The 18403-nt window shown below is 35.0% G+C and carries 20 protein-coding genes; 11 read left to right on the plus strand and 9 right to left on the minus strand.

Annotated elements, in window-relative coordinates; translation table 11 throughout:
* The first annotated feature begins 342 nt into the window (after positions 1–342).
* The 3 genes from AC5YGG_RS19735 to AC5YGG_RS19745 all read left to right on the plus strand — a co-directional run bounded on the left by AC5YGG_RS19735 (position 343) and on the right by AC5YGG_RS19745 (position 2916).
* Positions 343–1218, plus strand: coding sequence for an aldo/keto reductase (locus tag AC5YGG_RS19735; protein ID WP_496146144.1), 876 nt, complete (start codon positions 343–345; stop codon positions 1216–1218).
* Between the two features lie 144 nt (positions 1219–1362).
* Positions 1363–2424, plus strand: coding sequence for an NAD(P)H-dependent flavin oxidoreductase (locus AC5YGG_RS19740; protein ID WP_496146145.1), 1062 nt, complete (start codon positions 1363–1365; stop codon positions 2422–2424).
* Positions 2425–2472: 48 nt separating this feature from the next.
* Complete coding sequence (locus AC5YGG_RS19745; protein ID WP_496146146.1) at positions 2473–2916, plus strand: lipocalin family protein; 444 nt, start codon at positions 2473–2475, stop codon at positions 2914–2916.
* Between the two features lie 58 nt (positions 2917–2974).
* Here the strand turns inward: AC5YGG_RS19745 and AC5YGG_RS19750 are convergent, their stop codons facing one another.
* The 4 genes from AC5YGG_RS19750 to AC5YGG_RS19765 are packed head-to-tail and all read right to left on the minus strand — an operon-like array spanning position 2975 to position 6235.
* A complete protein-coding gene (locus tag AC5YGG_RS19750) occupies positions 2975–4312 on the minus strand; it encodes a UDP-N-acetylmuramate--L-alanine ligase (RefSeq protein ID WP_496146147.1) in 1338 nt (445 codons plus the stop codon).
* A gap of 6 nt (positions 4313–4318) precedes the next feature.
* Complete coding sequence (locus tag AC5YGG_RS19755) at positions 4319–4756, minus strand: hypothetical protein (protein ID WP_496146148.1); 438 nt, start codon at positions 4754–4756, stop codon at positions 4319–4321.
* A gap of 15 nt (positions 4757–4771) precedes the next feature.
* Positions 4772–5578: a lysophospholipid acyltransferase family protein gene (locus AC5YGG_RS19760; RefSeq protein ID WP_496146149.1), complete on the minus strand. Its 807-nt coding sequence runs from the start codon at positions 5576–5578 to the stop codon at positions 4772–4774.
* 27 nt (positions 5579–5605) lie between these two features.
* Positions 5606–6235 carry an NUDIX hydrolase gene (locus tag AC5YGG_RS19765; protein WP_496146150.1) on the minus strand — a complete coding sequence of 210 codons (630 nt, stop codon included), beginning with the start codon at positions 6233–6235 and terminating at the stop codon, positions 5606–5608.
* Between the two features lie 419 nt (positions 6236–6654).
* Here AC5YGG_RS19765 and AC5YGG_RS19770 point away from each other — a divergent pair, with 419 nt between their 5' ends.
* The 6 genes from AC5YGG_RS19770 to AC5YGG_RS19795 all read left to right on the plus strand — a co-directional run bounded on the left by AC5YGG_RS19770 (position 6655) and on the right by AC5YGG_RS19795 (position 12125).
* Positions 6655–7473, plus strand: coding sequence for a hypothetical protein (locus AC5YGG_RS19770; protein WP_496146151.1), 819 nt, complete (start codon positions 6655–6657; stop codon positions 7471–7473).
* Positions 7474–7648: 175 nt separating this feature from the next.
* Complete coding sequence (locus AC5YGG_RS19775) at positions 7649–8047, plus strand: hypothetical protein (RefSeq protein ID WP_496146152.1); 399 nt, start codon at positions 7649–7651, stop codon at positions 8045–8047.
* A gap of 8 nt (positions 8048–8055) precedes the next feature.
* Positions 8056–8790 carry a curli-like amyloid fiber formation chaperone CsgH gene (csgH, locus tag AC5YGG_RS19780; protein ID WP_496146153.1) on the plus strand — a complete coding sequence of 245 codons (735 nt, stop codon included), beginning with the start codon at positions 8056–8058 and terminating at the stop codon, positions 8788–8790.
* An 11-nt stretch (positions 8791–8801) separates the two neighbouring features.
* Entirely contained in the window at positions 8802–9212 is a 411-nt protein-coding gene (locus tag AC5YGG_RS19785; RefSeq protein ID WP_496146154.1) for a curli production assembly/transport component CsgF, read from the plus strand.
* A gap of 25 nt (positions 9213–9237) precedes the next feature.
* Positions 9238–10602, plus strand: coding sequence for a CsgG/HfaB family protein (locus AC5YGG_RS19790; protein ID WP_496146155.1), 1365 nt, complete (start codon positions 9238–9240; stop codon positions 10600–10602).
* Between the two features lie 11 nt (positions 10603–10613).
* Entirely contained in the window at positions 10614–12125 is a 1512-nt protein-coding gene (locus tag AC5YGG_RS19795) for a carboxypeptidase-like regulatory domain-containing protein (RefSeq protein ID WP_496146156.1), read from the plus strand.
* A gap of 300 nt (positions 12126–12425) precedes the next feature.
* Here AC5YGG_RS19795 and AC5YGG_RS19800 read toward each other — a convergent pair whose 3' ends face one another.
* From AC5YGG_RS19800 to AC5YGG_RS19820, 5 genes are all read right to left on the minus strand, one after another.
* A complete protein-coding gene (locus AC5YGG_RS19800) occupies positions 12426–13076 on the minus strand; it encodes a response regulator transcription factor (protein WP_496146157.1) in 651 nt (216 codons plus the stop codon).
* A gap of 224 nt (positions 13077–13300) precedes the next feature.
* Positions 13301–13768, minus strand: coding sequence for an OsmC family protein (locus AC5YGG_RS19805; RefSeq protein WP_496146158.1), 468 nt, complete (start codon positions 13766–13768; stop codon positions 13301–13303).
* 172 nt (positions 13769–13940) lie between these two features.
* Positions 13941–15500, minus strand: coding sequence for an Rne/Rng family ribonuclease (locus tag AC5YGG_RS19810; RefSeq protein ID WP_496146159.1), 1560 nt, complete (start codon positions 15498–15500; stop codon positions 13941–13943).
* Between the two features lie 367 nt (positions 15501–15867).
* Positions 15868–16158, minus strand: a complete 291-nt coding sequence (locus AC5YGG_RS19815; protein WP_002984212.1) for an HU family DNA-binding protein — start codon at positions 16156–16158, stop codon at positions 15868–15870.
* Positions 16159–16445: 287 nt separating this feature from the next.
* Positions 16446–17117, minus strand: coding sequence for a LuxR C-terminal-related transcriptional regulator (locus AC5YGG_RS19820; protein ID WP_496146160.1), 672 nt, complete (start codon positions 17115–17117; stop codon positions 16446–16448).
* Positions 17118–17297: 180 nt separating this feature from the next.
* Between AC5YGG_RS19820 and tssO the strand changes: the two genes are divergently transcribed.
* The gene (tssO, locus tag AC5YGG_RS19825) at positions 17298–17831 is read left to right on the plus strand and encodes a type VI secretion system TssO (protein WP_496146161.1); all 534 of its coding nucleotides are present in this window, start codon (positions 17298–17300) and stop codon (positions 17829–17831) included.
* Positions 17832–17842: 11 nt separating this feature from the next.
* On the plus strand, positions 17843–18370 hold the full coding sequence (locus AC5YGG_RS19830) for a type VI secretion system transmembrane protein TssO (protein ID WP_496146162.1): 528 nt from the start codon (positions 17843–17845) through the stop codon (positions 18368–18370).
* Positions 18371–18403 lie beyond the last annotated feature (33 nt).

Genomic DNA, 18403 nt, shown 5'->3' on the forward strand with positions numbered 1-18403 from the left:
AGTTTGCAAAAAGCAATCATAATGGACTTTAATATACGGCTGATTTTTTTTCTCCGAATGCATTAATAAATGATTAATTATTTTTTATCACACGAATATACAGGTAAAATAATTCGTGCATCAGTGGCAATTATAAGAAAGTATCGTAGATAAAACCTTTGCCCACTAAATACAACGTCTCCAAAAGAAAGAATAGTGTCTTTGTGATTTCCCAATATTACAGGAAACACTTATTAAATAACATTTTTTTAACAAAAAACAGTAAAATTGGTAAGCGCAACTTCCGATTTTTTATCGCAAATTTGTTTAATCACTTTATATTAATCATTAAAATAAAGATTTATGCAAAAGAAAACATATACAGGACAACCTGTAGTTACCTTAAATAACGGAGTAGATATTCCTGCTTTAGGCTTTGGAGTGTGGCAGATGGAAGATTTGAAAGAATGTGAAAATGCAGTTCTTAAAGCAATTCAGACTGGATACAGAATGATTGATACGGCTGCTATTTACCAAAATGAAACTGCGGTAGGAGCAGCGGTAAAAGATAGCGGGGTAAATAGAGATGAATTGTTTATTACTTCAAAAGTTTGGGTTCAGGATCATGGATATGAGAAAGCAAAAAGTGCTTTTCAGAGAACATTAGACAGATTGCAGATGGACTATCTGGATATGTATCTTATCCACTGGCCGTATGGAGATTTTATTGGAACATGGAAAGCTTTAGAGGAACTTTATAACGAAGGAAAAATCAAAGCAATTGGTGTCTGTAATTTTACAGTTGAAAAACTAGAGGAATTGAAGGCAAATTCTACAATTCTTCCGGTAATCAATCAAATTGAGCTGCATCCGGTATTCCAGCAAAAAGAATTGCAGGTTTATGATAGAGAAAATAATATTATCACTCAGCCTTGGAGCCCGCTTGGAAACGGAAATGCAAATCTTTTATCTAATGAAGAGTTAAAAGCAATTGCCGGGAAATATGGAAAAACAGTAGCTCAGGTAATCCTGAGATGGCATTTGCAGGAAGGTTTTGTTGTCATTCCGAAATCTGTAACACCGTCAAGAATTGAAGAAAACTTTAATGTATTTGATTTTGAGTTGACAGAAGATGAAATGAATGTCGTTCGTTCTTTAGATACAGGAAAAAGATTGTTCTTTGATCCGAAAGATCCGGAATGGGAGCAGAAAATGCTGAATGCTGTAGCAGATATTTAAGCTTAATTAATAAGATATTTCCCGCAGATTGCACATAGGTTGTGAGATCTGCGGGATTTATTTTATGTAATTGTGAGGAATATCATATCTTGTTGAAAATGAGATGTTCCTAATTTTTGTACCTTTTTAAGTAAAATAATTCTTATGTTTTGGTCAGATACAATCAGTAAAAGAGCAGGAGTGAAATATCCTGTTATTCAGGCTCCGATGTTTGGGGTGAGTACAATACAGATGGTAGCCGCGGCTGCGAGAGCAGGTTGTTTGGGATCATTGGCTTTGGGAGATCTTTCAGCGAATGAAGCTGCTGAATTGATTCGGGCAACAAAGAAGCTGACAGATAAACCTTTCGCCGTTAATATTTTTGCTCATTATATTCCTGAAATAACCGACGCATTAAAGGATCAGTTTTCTAAAACAAAACACTTCCTCGAACAATTAGCCAAAGAAAATAATATTGAGGTTGCACTTCCTGAATTATCTGATCTTACCATAAATGGTTACCATGAATTGATCGATGTAATAATAGAAGAAAACTGTAAAATTGTAAGTTTTACTTTTGGAAATCTTGATGACCAAAGCATTCAGAAATTAAAAGAAAATGAGGTAACGCTTATCGGAACCTGCACTTCTGTAAAAGAGGCTTTAATTCTCGAAAAATCAGGAATTGATATTATTTGTGTACAAGGAACGGAAGCTGGAGGACACAGGGGAACTTTTGATCCTGATCATGTTCTGCAGATAGGAGGACTGTCTTTATTATCTCAAGTTTATGATCATGTAAAGGTTCCATTGATTTATGCAGGAGGAATTTATAATGCAAAGACGTTACATGCCGTAAAAGATTTGGGGGCTCAGGGCTTTCAGGTTGGAAATCTTTTGTTGGCTTCTCAGGAAACTTCTTTAATGCCTTTCGAAAAAGATAGACTTAAAAAGGTAAATGAAGATGAGATTGTTTTAACGAAGAGCTTTTCCGGGCGATACGCAAGAGGAATTAAAAATAAATATACTCAGATTGTGGAAAATTCAGAATATATTTTACCGTATCCTTATCAGAACAAATTGACAAATGCATTACGCAAAGCAGCAAAATCTCAGCAGAATCTGGATTTTGTAGGAATCTGGACGGGACAGTCTATTCATAACTATAGTGAGCTTTCTACAGAAGATATCCTGAGAAATCTCATAACTGAAACTGAAAGGGAGTAAGGAAAATTGCTTTACCTTCGGGGCTTAAATGCAATTTAAACTTTAAACATGAAAAAATTATTTCTACCATTTGCTATTCTTTCCATAGTAGCATGCAGCAGCAATGACGATGAACCACAAGCTAATAATGCCTCCATTGTTGGAAAATGGTCTATCGATAAAGCAGAACAATATACATCTGGAAATAAGAAAACAGTAGTGCATACTCCAAGCGAATGTGAGAAAAAAAGCACCCATGAATTTGGAGCTAAAAATATGACATCTACAACTTTCGCTCCCGAGAACGATAAATGTGTACAAACAGATGTTGTTACCAGAAATTATACGTATGACCCGGTATCTAAGAAGTTCTGGTATGAGAATGATAAAGATTTTCCTTATATCGTTTCTCAACTAACAGAAACGGATATGGTTTTTGAAGATCATCTTGAGGATGTGGATGGGGACGGAATCAAAGATGTGAAAACATGGTATTTTAAAAGAATTAAATAAATAAAAAACTCCTTTCGATAGAAAGGAGTTTTGTTTTATAATAGGTTCTGAAATTAAATTATTTTGTAAGATCCAGTCCGCCAAAGTTTCCAGAGCTCATCATCAGATAAACACCATTGGTTTTATCCAAAGTATTCCAGTACGCATGAAGGTCTTCTGCGTTGGTGAAAACTCTCAGGCTTTCATTCTTGAATTTTTCCTTAATGAATTCCGGAGAAATAGGTTCCATTCTTTTGATTTTTAAAGCATCTTCGGAATAGAATACAATAGCTTCATCCAATCCGTCCATTGCGTGGTCATATTGCTCCAAAAATGCAGGATTTAAACTTGAATAAGTATGAAGCTCAAGGAATCCGTATTTTTTTTCATTTTTAAACTGCTCAACAAATGCTTTTACAGCTGCTTTTACCTTGCTTGGTGCGTGAGCGAAGTCTTTATATAATGTTCCTTTATCTTCTCTTTCTACCTTTTCAAGGCGTTTGGAAGCTCCTTTAAAGCTCATGATTGCTTCATAGAAGTCTTCATCCATAATGCCAAGCTGCTGGCAGATGTGTCTTGCTCCTTCAAGGTTTAGTAGGTTATGTGCCCCAAAAACAGAAAGCGGAACGTCACCCATTTCAGTTTTTAAGTATACTTTCCCGTTGTTGATCTCATATTCAGGCGTTTTGTAAGGTATTTTTCTGAAATAATTTTCAGCATTTTCTACCACTTTCACTACTTCAGCATCTTCTTCATTATAAACTAAAACACCACCAGCAGTAATGCTTGCCACAAATTTTCTGAACTGTTCAATATAATCATCAAATGTTTTGAAAACGTTGATATGATCCCATGCAATCCCACTCATTAGAGCAATATTCGGTTGGTATAATAAAAATTTGGAACGAAGATCAATAGGTGAGGAAAGGTATTCATCGCCTTCCAACACCATAAAGTCATTATCCTGAGTAAGCTTTACCATACAGTCAAAACCTTCCAGCTGAGCGCCTACCATGAAATCTACATCTTTCTGATGGAAATTCAGGACATGAAGAATCATGGAAGTGATCGTAGTTTTACCGTGTGAGCCGGCAATAACAACCCTTGTTTTATTTTTAGACTGTTCGTACAGGAATTCCGGATAAGAATATATTTTTAACCCTAATTCTTTTGCTCTTGCCAATTCCGGATTGTCCTGGTGGGCATGCATCCCAAGAATGACAGCATCAATATCCGAAGTGATTTTCTCCGGGAACCAGCCCATTTCCTGAGGTAATATTCCCTTATTTTCCAATCTGGATTTTGAAGGTTCAAAAATAGCATCATCTGAACCTGTAACCTGATATCCTTTATCTTTTAATGCAATGGCAAGATTGTGCATGGCGCTTCCGCCTATAGCAATGAAGTGGGTTTTCAATTGTATTTACTGTTTTTTAACATTAGTATTAATGATGTTCTGGAAAGCTCCGAGAATATTATTCCAATTGGTCTGATAATTCGGGATGATAAGACTTGCATCAGTTTTGCTGCCTTCATTAGGACCTTTCTTCACATTGATGGAAGTAGAAATATTATCATACAGTTTTTTGCGGTCTTCCTGTATTCTTCTGAAATTATTCTGAGAAAGAATCTGATCCAGTTTTTTTAAATCTTCATTGGAAATTGTAAAATCCTGTTTGTATTTTTTTCCTTGTCCTTCAAAAGAATAGTGTACGTTATTGCCTTTAATCAGTAGATTTTCATATACAGGAGCATAGCCTCCGCTTTTCGAATAGCTGATATCGAAATCCGAATATACTTTTTGGCTGTTGCACGAAACTAATACTATGAGGGCGAATAAGATTCCAATTATTCTGTTCATAATTTTTACTTTACTTTAATTATTTGAGTCCTTTTGTTCTAATTTTTTAGCTTTAAGTTCTTCATCATAATTGTGTAGTACATTGAAGTCTTCTGTCTGTTCAATAGCAGTCATGATCTTCAATAAAATTTCCGGTGCTTTTTCGTTATCGTAATCAATATCCAAAGGTGCTTTGAACTCCATCGTAGGCTTTACACCGGTAACCTTTACGCGAAGTCCTTTTTTATCGAATGCTCTTCTGAATCCGTTAATTTTGATTGGAATTACAATAGGACGCTGGTTTTTAACCAATTTGGCAGTACCTCTTCGTCCCTGTGCAAAAGCAGATGTGGTTCCTTGCGGGAAGGTAGCCACCCAGCCATTATCCAATGCTTTCATAATATTATCTACCTCGCTCATGTCTACCATTCTATTGACATTCTTTCCTTCCGATCTCCAGGTTCTTTTCACCGTTACAGCTCCTGCTATTTTGAATATTTTAGGAAGAATTCCTTTATTCATGGTTTCTTCAGCTGCCACATAATAAAAATCGATCTTTGGATTTAATAGATAAATCGGATTTTTGATCGTATTTAAATATCCGTTATTTACAGCACAGAATGCATGATACATTGCTGCTACATCCGCAAAATACGTCTGATGGTTAGATACAAACAGTACGTTGGAGTTCGGAAGATCCACAAGGTGTTCTGTTCCGGTTATTTTTAACTTATTAAAGCCGTTGAATCTTCTATATGATACAACTCCTAATATAAAAATAATAAACCTCTTTAAAAAATAAGGTGTTCCGAATGCATCGGTGAAAATATTTTTCTTCGCCATTTTTCAATTAAACACGGTTGTGCAAAGTTACATTTTTTTCAGCAACTGGCTGAATTCACTTAATATCATTGCTGTGGCACCCCAAATAATGTATCCGTTGAAATTGATTACAGGAACTTCATGACCTCCGGCACTTGGAAGCGCCATGATTTCTGGGGTATCAGATAGGTTTAAAAAAGAAGTGATAGGAAATTCAATAGTTTCTACCGCTTCACTCTGCTGAAGAACGAAGAGCGGATTCTTTTTAGTATACGAAATATAAGTATATACGTAAAAATTGCTTGGCGGAATATAGATAGGAGACATTTCTCTAATTACTCTCACATAATGTTTATCGATCCCGATTTCCTCAGAAGTTTCGCGTACGGCTGTTTCTGCAAAATCACGATCCATTTCTTCACGTTTTCCTCCTGGTAAAGAGATTTGTCCGCTATGTCTGTCATGTTCATTGATGGTTCTTTGGATCAAAGGAAAATACCACTCGTTATTTTTCAGATACAATACAATATTGACTGCTGCAAACTTGGGATTTTTTGCCAGCACTTCATCATAAGTGAAAACGGGGCGGTAGGGAGGAGAAAATATTCCATGGGCATGCTCGCCGGGAAGCTCTACACTTTTTATTTTCCGTAATAAATCTTTTCCAAAACTTTCCATACTTCAAATTTAACAATATATCTTGAAGAAATAAATGCCTTAACATTAATTAACCTATGAAGTGTGGGCAGAGAGAAAATCAATGGTCAATTTTTGCTTTACAAAATGAAGCGTGAATTTTGCGAAAGTGAATTTCCCGTCATAAGATTAAACTTTGAATCCGAAATATAAAACTTTACATTCAGAACTTTGAATTTAATTGACAAATGCTACGAATTGGCTGTTGATCATCAATACTTATCTTAAGCTATGTATTCCGTATTTCTACGTAACGGAAATCTATGATGTCTCAGATACCATAAACGGTGACTTAAGGAACTGTAAACCATGACTTTTGCAATTTACACTTTGGCGGTGGTTTTTCATTTGGGTGTAGGGTATACCTTTGTCTTACTATTAACCAATTAATTTTTACTAAGATGAAAAATTTACTTGCAGGTGTGTTTACACTAATCGCCATGAGTTTCAGTTTCGCTCAATTAAACATTGATGTGACTACACAAACAGGAAACTTAAATGTAGCTACTGTGGACCAGACAGGTCTTTTGAACATTAATTCTTTAACACAGAATGGGAATCGTAATACTGCGGATATTGATCAGATAGGTATCCTTAATATGAATACTGCAGTAAGTAATGGAAACAGAAACTCAATAGATGTAGATCAGGTCGGTATTGCAAACTCTAATATGGTGACTCAGACTGGAAACAGAAATTCTGCTTCAACCTGGCAATTAGGAGTTTTAAACTCTACTGAACAGATTCAGATCGGAAGACGAAACGATGCTTCTTCAATTCAGGTAGGTGTAGGTAACGCTGTTTATCAATATCAGGACGGAAGAAGAAACGAAGCTTCAGCTTTACAACTAGGAGCCGGAAACGAAGCTTATCAAATTCAGGTTGGAAGACGAAACGAAGCTAATGGTGTTCAGGTTGGTGCAAACAACGTACTTGTTCAATTCCAGGCTGGTGATGATAACAACGCAGATCATACACAGGTAGGTAGCGGTAACTTAGCTGTCTCTGCTCAGGTAGGTGATGATAATAATGCTATGGGACTGCAAGTGGGAAGTAATAACCAATTGTATCAACTTCAGGCAGGAAATTCTAATACAGCCCTTGATCTTCAGATGGGTAACGGAAACTTTACCTGGGTATCTCAGTCCGGTGATTCTCATATTCACATAGGAACTCAAATAGGTAACGGAAACTCAATGATTGTGACTCAGTCTAACTAAGCCCTGTAATTATACTGTAATCTTTAAAATGAAAGGGAGAAGCTACAGGTAGTGGTTTCTCCTTTTTTCAGCTTAAAGATCAAATATACCCGGAAACCATGATTTCACATGACTACCTGCTGGGTGTGTTTTATTCAATACTCTATTGATGTACCTTTAATAAAAATATAATGCCATGCTTAACTTGAGATGGAGTGTTTTGGCTCTTTTTGTAATACTGCCATTGGATGCTCAGGAAATAGACTGGAATAAGGTAAACAGTAATACAGTCTTTAATCTTATAACCAGACAGGATATTGATCTGAATGCCTATCATTCTGCGATCATTCAAATAGGTGATTATAATAATGCTGAACTTTCTCTTAATAACAAAAGTACTATTGCTGTAAAGCAGCTCGGTGACTTTAATGCCCTTTATTTTAATAATTCATTTACAGATAAAGAAACCAAAACTGCTATTACGACACAAGGAAGTAATAATATTATTGATATTACAGGAAGCAACAGTATTTCTGATGGAATTCAGGTTAATGTAAAGGGAGATAATAAAACCGTCTTCATGAGAAATTATTAAAAACACAGATGATGAAAATTTTATATTCCCTTAGTCTGGGTGCTTTATTTATCTTCCTGTCTGTACTGGCTTACGGGCAGGAGGATAAAAAAGTAACCGCAAAAATAGAAAGCAGCCATATTGAAAACCAGATAAAATTAAAAGCTGTTGTTATTAATAATACAGCGGTTTACAAAGAACTTAATTATCTTTTAGTATCTATAAAAAAGGGAGATGGGGGAAATCTTTCCAACAATCAGCAGAGTGGTAAATTTTCTGTAAACCCTAATGAAGTGAAAGCTTTATCCGAGATAAGTGTAAATCTTGAACCTAAAGATGCCCTGAAGGCTTTCCTTTATATCAGAGATGAAGAAACCCGTACCTTGGTGGCAAAAGATAGTCTTGAGCTCAATAATGATCTTTTCAGAAATAAAGCGGTAAGAGCGGAAGAGGATGCTGTTTATGAGCTTAAAGGACTTACTATTGATGAAACGAAGACAAAAGTTGGTAAAGATTTCTATGATATGTTTTATCTCCAATACAGCCAGCTTCCCGATAAAAGCAGTAGTGCTGTTACCATCTCAGAACTTCCTCTCCGTGGGACCAGCGGTCAGATCAATATTCAGATTGATGATAAGGTAATTTATAGTTTTATGACCAATCCTGGGGAAGATTATTTAAAAGAACAATTAGCTTTTAGCTTAAAATACATCAAAGAATTTAACGCGAAGAAAAACCTTATTAAAAATGAATTTATTTACTAAAAACGTCCGCCATGAAAACTTTTACCATTATTTTAATCTTTATTGCGGGTATTTTCTCTGGGAAATCTCAGCAACTCGTTTATAAGCCGATAAACCCTGCATTCGGGGGAGATACATTTAATTATCAGTGGCTCTTAAGCTCAGCAAATGCCCAAAACCAGTTTGATGAAAAAAATGACTTCAAAGATCTGCTTGATCGTGCCAATTCTCTTGATAGCTTTACTCAAAGCCTGAACAGACAGATTTTAAGTGAGCTTTCAAGAAAAATTTTTGAAGAGCAGTTCGGAGACGGAAATATACAACCCGGAAATTACCTCTTCGGGTCTCTTTATTTACAGATTACCACAACTAATCAGGGACTTTTGATCAATATTTTGGATACCAGCACAGGCGATCAGTCCGAGATCGTAATTCCAAAATAAATAAAAACTTAAAACCAAACTTATCATGAGAGCTTACATCTACACCAGAATTTTTTTCTGTAGTTTTCTCCTATGCATTCTACAGGCTTGTAGTTCGATTTTTGGCTTACCTTCAGATCCTGAAAAGCCGACGATGGGAGAGGTGACATCTTCCACAGAAGAACTGAAAAAACTTCCTCTACCGAAAGAGAAAATTGTCATTGGAGTTTACAAATTCAGAGACCAGACAGGGCAGTATAAACCATCTGAAAACGGTAATAACTGGAGTACTGCAGTGCCACAAGGTACTACTACCATTCTTATCAAGGCACTAGAAGACAGCCGTTGGTTTATTCCTATTGAAAGGGAAAATATTGCTAACCTGCTCAATGAGAGACAGATCATCCGATCCACACGTCAGGAATACATCAAAGATGCCGATAAAAACACACAGTCACTTCCTCCGCTTCTTTATGCGGGAATTCTTCTGGAAGGCGGAGTCATTTCCTATGACAGCAATATCCTGACAGGCGGTCTTGGTGCACGATACTTTGGAATCGGGGCATCCACTCAATATCGCCAGGATAGAATTACCATTTATCTTCGTGCTGTTTCCACTCTCAACGGAGAAATTCTTAAAACCGTTTATACATCCAAAAATATTCTTTCCACCAGCGTGAACGGAAGCTTTTTCCGATATATCGATACAGAAAGACTGATGGAAGCTGAAGTAGGATTTACTCAGAATGAACCTATTCAGCTAGCTGTAACCGAAGCCATTGAGAAAGCTGTGAAATCTCTCGTTATTGAAGGAATTCAGGATAAAATATGGGGAAAAGCAATAGATAATACAACCAGTTATCAGGCTTTGATTAATGAATATAAAAGAGAACAGGAAGATAACAACGGAAGAGTAGTCGGGAACAGATATCCTGGGAATTACAGACAGAAAATGGCTGTGTTCGCTAATGTTGAAGCTCAAAAAGTAAGAGATGATTATGTAAATCCTAAAATGAATATTGGAGGTAAAATAGGAATGAAATACTTTTTAACCCCCAACTTTAACGTTGAGGTTAACGGTAATTATTTTACCCTCGAAAATAAAGATATTGTAAAAAGAAATTATTACGGTCCTGAAGTAAATATTGAATATCTTCTTTTCCCGAAATACAGATTCAGCCCATATATTTATGGAGGCGCAGGAGCCATGTATTCCAAATATAAACCTCAATATAAAGGACAGTTCGGAGGCGGTCTTGAATACATGATAGATAATAATTTTTCACTAAGAGCATCCGCTCAATATGATCTTGGCTTTAAAGACAATTGGGAAGGGCTTATCAACGGAAAAAGAAAAGATCAGGCATTACGCTTTGCATTGGGAATCAATTTTTATCTTGGAAACAAATAAAAACACGAATTATGAAAACTTTAATTAAAATACTCAGCATATTCATCCTAACATTTTGTCTGTTTTCATGTAGTGAAGAGCTTGTAGAGCAAGCTCAGACAGGAACGTTAAAAGGAAAAGTAGTGAAAAGAGGCAGTAATACTCCTCTTGCGAATGTGAAAATTTTCACTAACCCCACAACGCAAACTGTTTTCAGTGGTACCGATGGTTCGTTTGAAATCACAGCTATGCCGATAGGAAACTATTCCGTAAAAGCAGAACTTTCAGGATATATTACAAGCTTTCAGTCTGTAAATATGCAGACTCAAAACCAGGTGGTGACCATCGTATTTGAAATGGACGATGATACCTCTTTAAATTCTCCACCTTCTACGCCGCAGCTTCTAAGTCCGATAGATAATGCGGTAAATCAACCCTTAAGTGTTGAACTGACCTGGAGCGCAACAGATCCGGATACAGCAGATGTTTTAAAATATAGTTTAACAATTAAAAATAATCTTGACACTAATGTGATTCAGGTTAATGATTTGACAGCGAATCATTATACGCTTTCAAATCTGAAGTTTGGTGTAAGCTACTTCTGGCAGGTGTCTGTTTCGGACGACATTCACCAGCCAGTTTTAAGCTCGATCAGTAAATTTACTACCAATACAGTTCCTGCTAACAGGTATCATTATACCCGAAAACAAAATGGTAATTTTGTGATTATATCCAGTGATGAACAGGGAAACAATTTTCAGTTTACGGATGCTTCTTATAACAGCTGGCGACCAAGGAAAAATAATAATGCAGGGCTCATCGCATTTCTTCGTACCGAAGGCGGAAGTACTCATATATACACAGCAAATCCTGACGGTTCAAATCCGTTTAAAGTTACTACGGTTCCGGTAGCAGGATTTAATAACTTCGAAATGGATTTCGCCTGGAGCACTAATGGTAAAGAAATTCTCTATTCAAACTTTAATAAACTCTATAGGATCAATAAAGATGGCAGCGGTTTGACCTTAGTATACACAACTCCTGACGGAAGCATGATCTCTGAATGTGACTGGAGCTATGACGGTAGCAAAATTGCCCTTAAAACAAATGATTATAATGGTTATAATACAAAAATATACATCATAGATACCACAGGAAATGTCATTAAGACAGTATTATCCGGAACGGCTGGAGCAAGCGGAGGATTGAATTTTTCTGTAGACGGACAACTTCTTCTCTTCACACGGGATGTTGCAGGATATGAAGACGGAAGCGGAAATTATCGTCAGTTGGATTCCCATATTTTCATTTATAATCTGACCAATGATGCGATCACAGATATTTCTTCTGAAAGCGAAAAAGCAATGGGGACCAATGATCTTGATCCACGATTCTCCCCAAATAATGCTCAGATTATCTTTATGAATACTTCCAACGACAATATTTCTCAACGAAATATTATGGTTATTAGTCTGAATAGTGGAATGACAGACCTTACCCGTTCCGCACTTTTCAGCAATGGAGAAATGCCGGATTACGAATAAAATGGAATTGAGTGGTCAAATGTGAATGGTCAATTTGCTGTGCTTGTCAATTTTTATTCAGTGCGATAGTTGACTATTCACTTTATAATTGAGTTTAAGGTTCAAAGTTTAATGTTTAACGCTTTGGTTCTCTGATTTACTTGCAAAGCAAAAATTCACAATTGCTACTTCATTCATTACTCTATCAACAACAATTAATAATCAGTTTGTTTGCCTGACTTTTTATTAATAGAAATTTGGGAATAGGCAAGAAAAATTCCAGATCATAAGGTCTGGAATTTTTTAGTTAAACAGTTGCAATCAGTCAATAATATGGTTTTCAAGCGCATATTTTACAACGCCTACCGTATTTTTGACATTGAGTTTCAGGAGAATTTTTTTTCTGTGCGTTTCTACCGTATTGATGCTGATAAATAGTTTTTCAGAGATGTCTTTGCTGCTGTAGCCGTCACAAATAAGTTTCAGGATTTCCATTTCACGGCGGGTGAGGGGATCTCTGAGGTGAAGTTTTCGTTTTTCCTGTTCATTGCTGATAAAGCTGATCATTCTTTCTTTCGCCTGATCACAAATATAGATCTCGTTCAGAAGTAAAGCATTAATGGATTTTATAAACTCATCATACCTGCAGTTTTTGTCAAGATAACTTTTGATGCCTTTATTGAAGAGTTTGCGGATATCAATAATATCGTAGCAGCTTCCTATGATAATGATTTTTATATTCTGATGCTCAGAAGTGATATTTTCTACAGACTTATATAATTCTGTAAGCATGAGCATGTTTGAACTCATCATAAGAATTTCAGGAGGCTCTTCTTTAAGATGTTTAGAGAGGGTTTCGAGGGAATTACAGATATCAATATTATTGAAAATTTTGCTCTGTGTCAATAGTTTTGATAAGCCTTCTGTATATAACATCGGTTCATCAAAAATAGTTAATCTTGGTTTCATCATGGTTAGTTTTGTTTATATAAAAATATAAAAAAAACTTGAGATTTTGTGTAAAATTGATAAATAATTTTAAATTTATGTAAATATTATTATAATAAAATGTTATTTTTGTTGATTATTATTTAAATAATTCTCTTTTTGTTGAGTTTTAATTTGGAAATTTAGAGTTATCCTTATAAAAATGTTTTTAATACAGGGTTTTTAAGATGCTTGATAGTTTGAATAAATTATTTAACTAACACAACCGGGATATGTTTCACAGGGAAATTTACCGACTTGGCAATAAAACAAAATTCATTAGCTTTATGATGAAGCTCTTTTGCTTTTTCAATCATTGATTCTTCTGTTATATAAATTGTAGGATGTAGAGTGACTTCAGTGAAATGACCGCTTCCATTAGATGTTTCTGTCATAATTCCTGTAGCTTCGTCGCGATAATCAGTGACAATAATACCGGCTTCAGAACAAAAATGCAGATACCAAAGCATATGACATGATGAAAGCGAAGATAAAAACATTTCTTCAGGATTGTGCTTTGTTTTATCCCCACGAAATGCCGGATCGGATGAACCTTCAATAATTGCCTTATTTTCTACTGAAATAGTATGGCTTCTTTCATAGTCTCTATATCCGCTGGTTCCGGTTCCTTTATTTCCTGTCCATTGAATAGTCGCTTTGTAATGATGGTTTTTCATGTTTAAATAATTACAAGATACAAGATACAAGATACAAGATACAAGATTTTATTGTTAAAATTCAATAGGGTTGGGCTTTATCCCAGCCTGCATATAAGAATATCCATTGAACTTATCATAACAAAAAATAATAAAAAAACCTCCGGCATTTACCGGAGGTTTGAATTTTGTCTTAATTAGAAAATTCTATCAATTCTTCTTTTTTAGAATTATAGATTTTGTATTCTAAATATTTAAAAGAATCCCTTGGAACAATAGTTACCCATTTTTTGTATTTGATAAACCATTTCATTTGGATACTTTTGATGCCCTTTGTTAAATAGGCTTCTACGAATGGATGTACATGCAGATAAATTTTTCCTTTTTCTTTCTGCAGGATGTTTCTTAAAGTTTCACCCATTCTTTCCACGATTACAATTGGAGCTACAATTTCTCCATCTTTGTTCGGGTTTTCTTCTTTGGTTTCGATCTGTTTTTCCGGACGGTTTCTTTGTCTGGTGATTTGGATCAGACCGAATTTACTTGGAGGAAGTATTTTATGACGTGCTTTATCACGTTTCATTTCCTCTTTCAGATGCTCATAGAGATCTCTTCTGTGGTCAGAGTTAGGCATGTCGATGAAGTCAATCACAATGATCCCTCCCATATCTCGTAGACGAAGCTGTCTGGCAATCTCAGTGGCTGCCATTTTGTTCACTTTAAGTGCATGCTCTTTATTAACAGCTGTTCCGGTAGTGATATTGTTTCCGGAGTTGACATCTACAACGTGAAGTGCTTCTGTGTGTTCAATAACAAGATAAGCGCCTTTAGAACTTGGAATGTTTACGTGCTTTCCAAAGCTCTGTTTAAGCTGTTTTTCAACATTATAATATTCCAGGAGTGGAATATGAGAATCATAAAACTGGACAATATTTTTCTTTTCAGGAGCAATTACTTCAATGTAATTCTTCATCTCACTCACCATCTGCTCATCATCACAGATAATATTGACGAAATCCTGATTAAAATTGTCTCTTAAAATAGCTGAAGCTTTGTCTTCTTCGCTTAAAACTTTGGACGGAACTTTGTTTCTCTGGATATTTTTAAAAGTGCTTTCCCATTTCTGAATCAGCTGATTCATATCATTATGAAGGTCGGCAACTTTTTTTCCTTCGGCAACAGTCCTGATGATAACCCCAAAACCTTCTGGTTTTATACTGTCTATCAGTGTTCTTAATCTTTCCTTTTCCTCAAAACTTTTGATCTTTTTAGAAATGGAAACTTTATTGTCGAATGGAATTAAAACCAGAAAACGCCCAGTCAATGAAACTTGAGTAGAAATTCTGGGTCCCTTTGTGGAAATAGGTTCCTTAGTGATTTGTAGGAGAACAAGATCATCCTTTGCAATTACTTTGTCTACCGTTCCGTTTTTATCTATTTCGGGTTGTATCTCGAAATTTTTTAAGCTTGAAGCGCTTTGTTTTTTAGAAATAGTATCTTTTAAAAACTTTTTGTAAGTAAGATATTGTGGTCCTAAATCCTGATAATGCAGGAATGCATCCTTGTCGTATCCGATATTTACGAATGCAGCATTCAGGTTTGGTGCCAGTTTTTTTACTTTTCCTATAAACAGATCTCCAACTATAAAATCGCTTTTGTCCTCTTGCTCATGAAGTTCACATAGTCTTCCGTCTTCCAGCAGTGCAATCTTTGTAAGATCATCTTCATGCGAAACTATTAGTTCTTTCTTCATTTTGTTATAAGATAAAATTGTTAAGATTTTAGGAAATTGGTGTGGTTCTCGATTAATTCATCTATTAAATATAAGGATTTTGAATGTAAACCTTAATATGTTTATTAAAATAATATTTGAAACTGTCCGTTTTCCGCAGAATCTTATAGTTGCAAACAAAAATATAGTCGGCGAAGTTTAAAAAATTAAAATCACCAACTATATTATTATATTGTAAATCTCGAGAAGAGGAGATTATTTTTTCTTATGTCTGTTCGCTCTTCTTCTTTTCTTTCTTTTGTGAGTCGCAACCTTGTGTCTTTTTCTTTTCTTTCCGCTTGGCATAATTTTAATTTTTTAGTAACTAGTTAATATTCAGTTAATGTTCTTATTTTACTGCAACTTTTGTTTTTACTTTCTCTACAAAAGATTTTGAAGGTTTGAAAGCAGGAATGTTGTGAGCAGGAATCTCAATTGCAGTGTTCTTAGAAATATTTCTTCCTGTTTTAGCAGCTCTTGTTTTAATGATAAAAGATCCAAAACCTCTCAGATAAACGTTATCCCCATTATACATAGAAGTTCTGATCTCCTGCATAAAAGCTTCTACAACTTTCTGTGTTTCATTCTTTTCTGTTCCCAACTTATTTGAGATGGTGTTTACCAATTCTGCCTTTGTCATTTCCTTATTTTAATTTTAAATTTTAGGTGTGCAAATTTAGTTAAAAAAATTGAATACTAGCAAATTAGTGGCAAAATATTTTTATTCAGATCGTTGAGTTTCTAATGTGTACTCTATATTAACGTGGCTTTTTGGTTATTTAATAATAAAATAATATTACAGTGAATCTCTATGGATAATTGCCTTAAAATAGGAGGTATAGACGCTCAGTGCTGCTTATTGTCTGTCATTATATCCTGTAGTTTTTTCATTCTTTGTAATGATTTAAACTTCAGAATTTAAATTTTTTACATACTGGAATTATAATATCCATTTTCTACACAGAAACGGATAAGATGAAGCTTTGTTTTCAGCCCCAGTTTTTCAGTAAGCCGGTTGATGTAGGTATCAATCGTTCTTGTACTAAGATTCAGTTTTTCTGCAATTTCCTTATTACTAAAGCCTTCATAGCAAAACCTCATGAGCTGTATTTCTGCAGGGGAAAGTTCTTCCTGACCTTTTTTCTGCCTATCCATATATTCCTGTACAGCGAGAGGCTGTTGTTCCCACTCTTTAGAATATTGCTGGTAATCAAATTCTTCAGATGCAATACTTCCTTTAATGATATCCTTTATGATTGTACTTTTCTTTTGACAGTAATATGTATTAGGAATTTTTGAAAGAATCTCCGCCATATCCTCCTGATAGGTCCCGGAATAAGTTACAATAGGAGTTTCTGTATTGTTTTTTCTTATGTATTTGATGGCTTCTATTCCGCTTAATACCGGCATAAACAGTTCTATAATGAATACATCTTCTTGTCTTCTGTAGATTCTGTTTACCAGTTCGTGACCGTTGTTACAATCGTTCAGAAGCATATAGAACGGGTTTTCCATAAGCGTTTTGATCATTATTTTTTTAAAATAAAAATCACTGTCAGCTATAGAGAAACGCACGGTATTAGATAATATTTTACTCATTCTTAATATCGATTTGGCGAATGATATTTGAAATTCAGAGCCCTAATTTATGAAAAACTTATTAAAGTGAAAATTAATATTAATTTAATCAGGGATTCTACGAATAGAGGGCGGGGAAAATACGTATTGTGCATAAATTTTTTTTTTTATATTTTCACAGGCCAAACAAATCGCAAATTTATGTCTTCGAACAGGGAAAAAAAATTAAACAAATCTGACGTAAGAATAGGCATCTGGAAGTTTATTCTATCTTTTGCCGTTTTGTCGGTAGTTACATTTACATGTCTATTTCTCTTCTTTAAGAGTTATGATATACAAAGACAAGGGATCAGTAGAGAAGCTGAAAATTACATGGAACTGATGCGTAGAAGTGACATGTTAAAAGATCACGTGGATGATATTTATAACAGAATGTCTCAGCTTGACATGAAAAAGGTTGAAAATGAGCTGTTTCTTAGAACAAGTATCATGGATCACGTGAGAGATGCCAAAATTATTATGGGCAAAGACAGTACCGGAAGTTTTAAGCATTATGCCAAACTGATGAAACAAATAGAACCCATGATCACTCTAAAGACAAAGATCATAGGAGTGGAATACAAAAAAGAAACTGCAAAAAGGGATCTTGAAGTATGTATGGGAAAAGTAAGAGGAGTAAATAATGAACTTCGAAGAGATCCTACCAGAAATTTTACAGTAGGTAGAAGAAAATAAAAAGGAAAGATATGCAAGGACACATTACACTATCTAAGAAGGAAAGGCATTATCAGTTTTTTTATTTAATACTGATGCTGGTAACTGCCATGATATTTCTGGGAGTTATCTTTTTAAAAGGATTTGAATCCCCGTTTTCCGATGAAGATATCAGAGGAATCCAGAATCTGGAACAGAAAGCAGAATTTGAACAACATCAAAAAGTTATTCTGCCTATCATGGACAGTACTTATACCATGATTACCAAACTCACAGACGAAACTCCACAGCCTTTTGTAGAAAATAATATCTTTGTAGGCGTTAATGATCTTAACGGTTATTTTAAAGAGCACGGTAGTATTACTGATGTTCGAAAAGATGCTTTTCCACAGATTGCCAGATTCTATAAAATGTATTATGAAGATAAAAAAGTGATTTCTACCACCTCAGAGGATATTAAGAGGTTTGAAAAACAAATTGAGGAATGTAGAATAGGCTATAAAGATAAGCAGGATAAACTTTACCAAAGAGAAAGTGCCTTACAGGCAAGAACTCAGTAATAAAGGAATGGAATTAGGAACTTTAAATAAAAC

Source organism: Chryseobacterium sp. CS2K3, assembly GCF_059515185.1.

Coding starts and splice junctions, on each gene's coding strand:
- tssO (WP_496146161.1), top strand. CDS start 17,298: ATGTCTTCGAACAGGGAAAAAAAATTAAACAAATCTGACGTAAGAATA.
- AC5YGG_RS19745 (WP_496146146.1), top strand. CDS start 2,473: ATGAAAAAATTATTTCTACCATTTGCTATTCTTTCCATAGTAGCATGC.
- AC5YGG_RS19760 (WP_496146149.1), bottom strand. CDS start 5,578: ATGGCGAAGAAAAATATTTTCACCGATGCATTCGGAACACCTTATTTT.
- AC5YGG_RS19770 (WP_496146151.1), top strand. CDS start 6,655: ATGAAAAATTTACTTGCAGGTGTGTTTACACTAATCGCCATGAGTTTC.
- AC5YGG_RS19785 (WP_496146154.1), top strand. CDS start 8,802: ATGAAAACTTTTACCATTATTTTAATCTTTATTGCGGGTATTTTCTCT.
- AC5YGG_RS19735 (WP_496146144.1), top strand. CDS start 343: ATGCAAAAGAAAACATATACAGGACAACCTGTAGTTACCTTAAATAAC.
- AC5YGG_RS19830 (WP_496146162.1), top strand. CDS start 17,843: ATGCAAGGACACATTACACTATCTAAGAAGGAAAGGCATTATCAGTTT.
- AC5YGG_RS19805 (WP_496146158.1), bottom strand. CDS start 13,768: ATGAAAAACCATCATTACAAAGCGACTATTCAATGGACAGGAAATAAA.
- AC5YGG_RS19740 (WP_496146145.1), top strand. CDS start 1,363: ATGTTTTGGTCAGATACAATCAGTAAAAGAGCAGGAGTGAAATATCCT.
- AC5YGG_RS19820 (WP_496146160.1), bottom strand. CDS start 17,117: ATGAGTAAAATATTATCTAATACCGTGCGTTTCTCTATAGCTGACAGT.
- AC5YGG_RS19790 (WP_496146155.1), top strand. CDS start 9,238: ATGAGAGCTTACATCTACACCAGAATTTTTTTCTGTAGTTTTCTCCTA.
- AC5YGG_RS19815 (WP_002984212.1), bottom strand. CDS start 16,158: ATGACAAAGGCAGAATTGGTAAACACCATCTCAAATAAGTTGGGAACA.
- AC5YGG_RS19755 (WP_496146148.1), bottom strand. CDS start 4,756: ATGAACAGAATAATTGGAATCTTATTCGCCCTCATAGTATTAGTTTCG.
- AC5YGG_RS19775 (WP_496146152.1), top strand. CDS start 7,649: ATGCTTAACTTGAGATGGAGTGTTTTGGCTCTTTTTGTAATACTGCCA.
- csgH (WP_496146153.1), top strand. CDS start 8,056: ATGATGAAAATTTTATATTCCCTTAGTCTGGGTGCTTTATTTATCTTC.
- AC5YGG_RS19795 (WP_496146156.1), top strand. CDS start 10,614: ATGAAAACTTTAATTAAAATACTCAGCATATTCATCCTAACATTTTGT.
- AC5YGG_RS19810 (WP_496146159.1), bottom strand. CDS start 15,500: ATGAAGAAAGAACTAATAGTTTCGCATGAAGATGATCTTACAAAGATT.
- AC5YGG_RS19800 (WP_496146157.1), bottom strand. CDS start 13,076: ATGATGAAACCAAGATTAACTATTTTTGATGAACCGATGTTATATACA.
- AC5YGG_RS19765 (WP_496146150.1), bottom strand. CDS start 6,235: ATGGAAAGTTTTGGAAAAGATTTATTACGGAAAATAAAAAGTGTAGAG.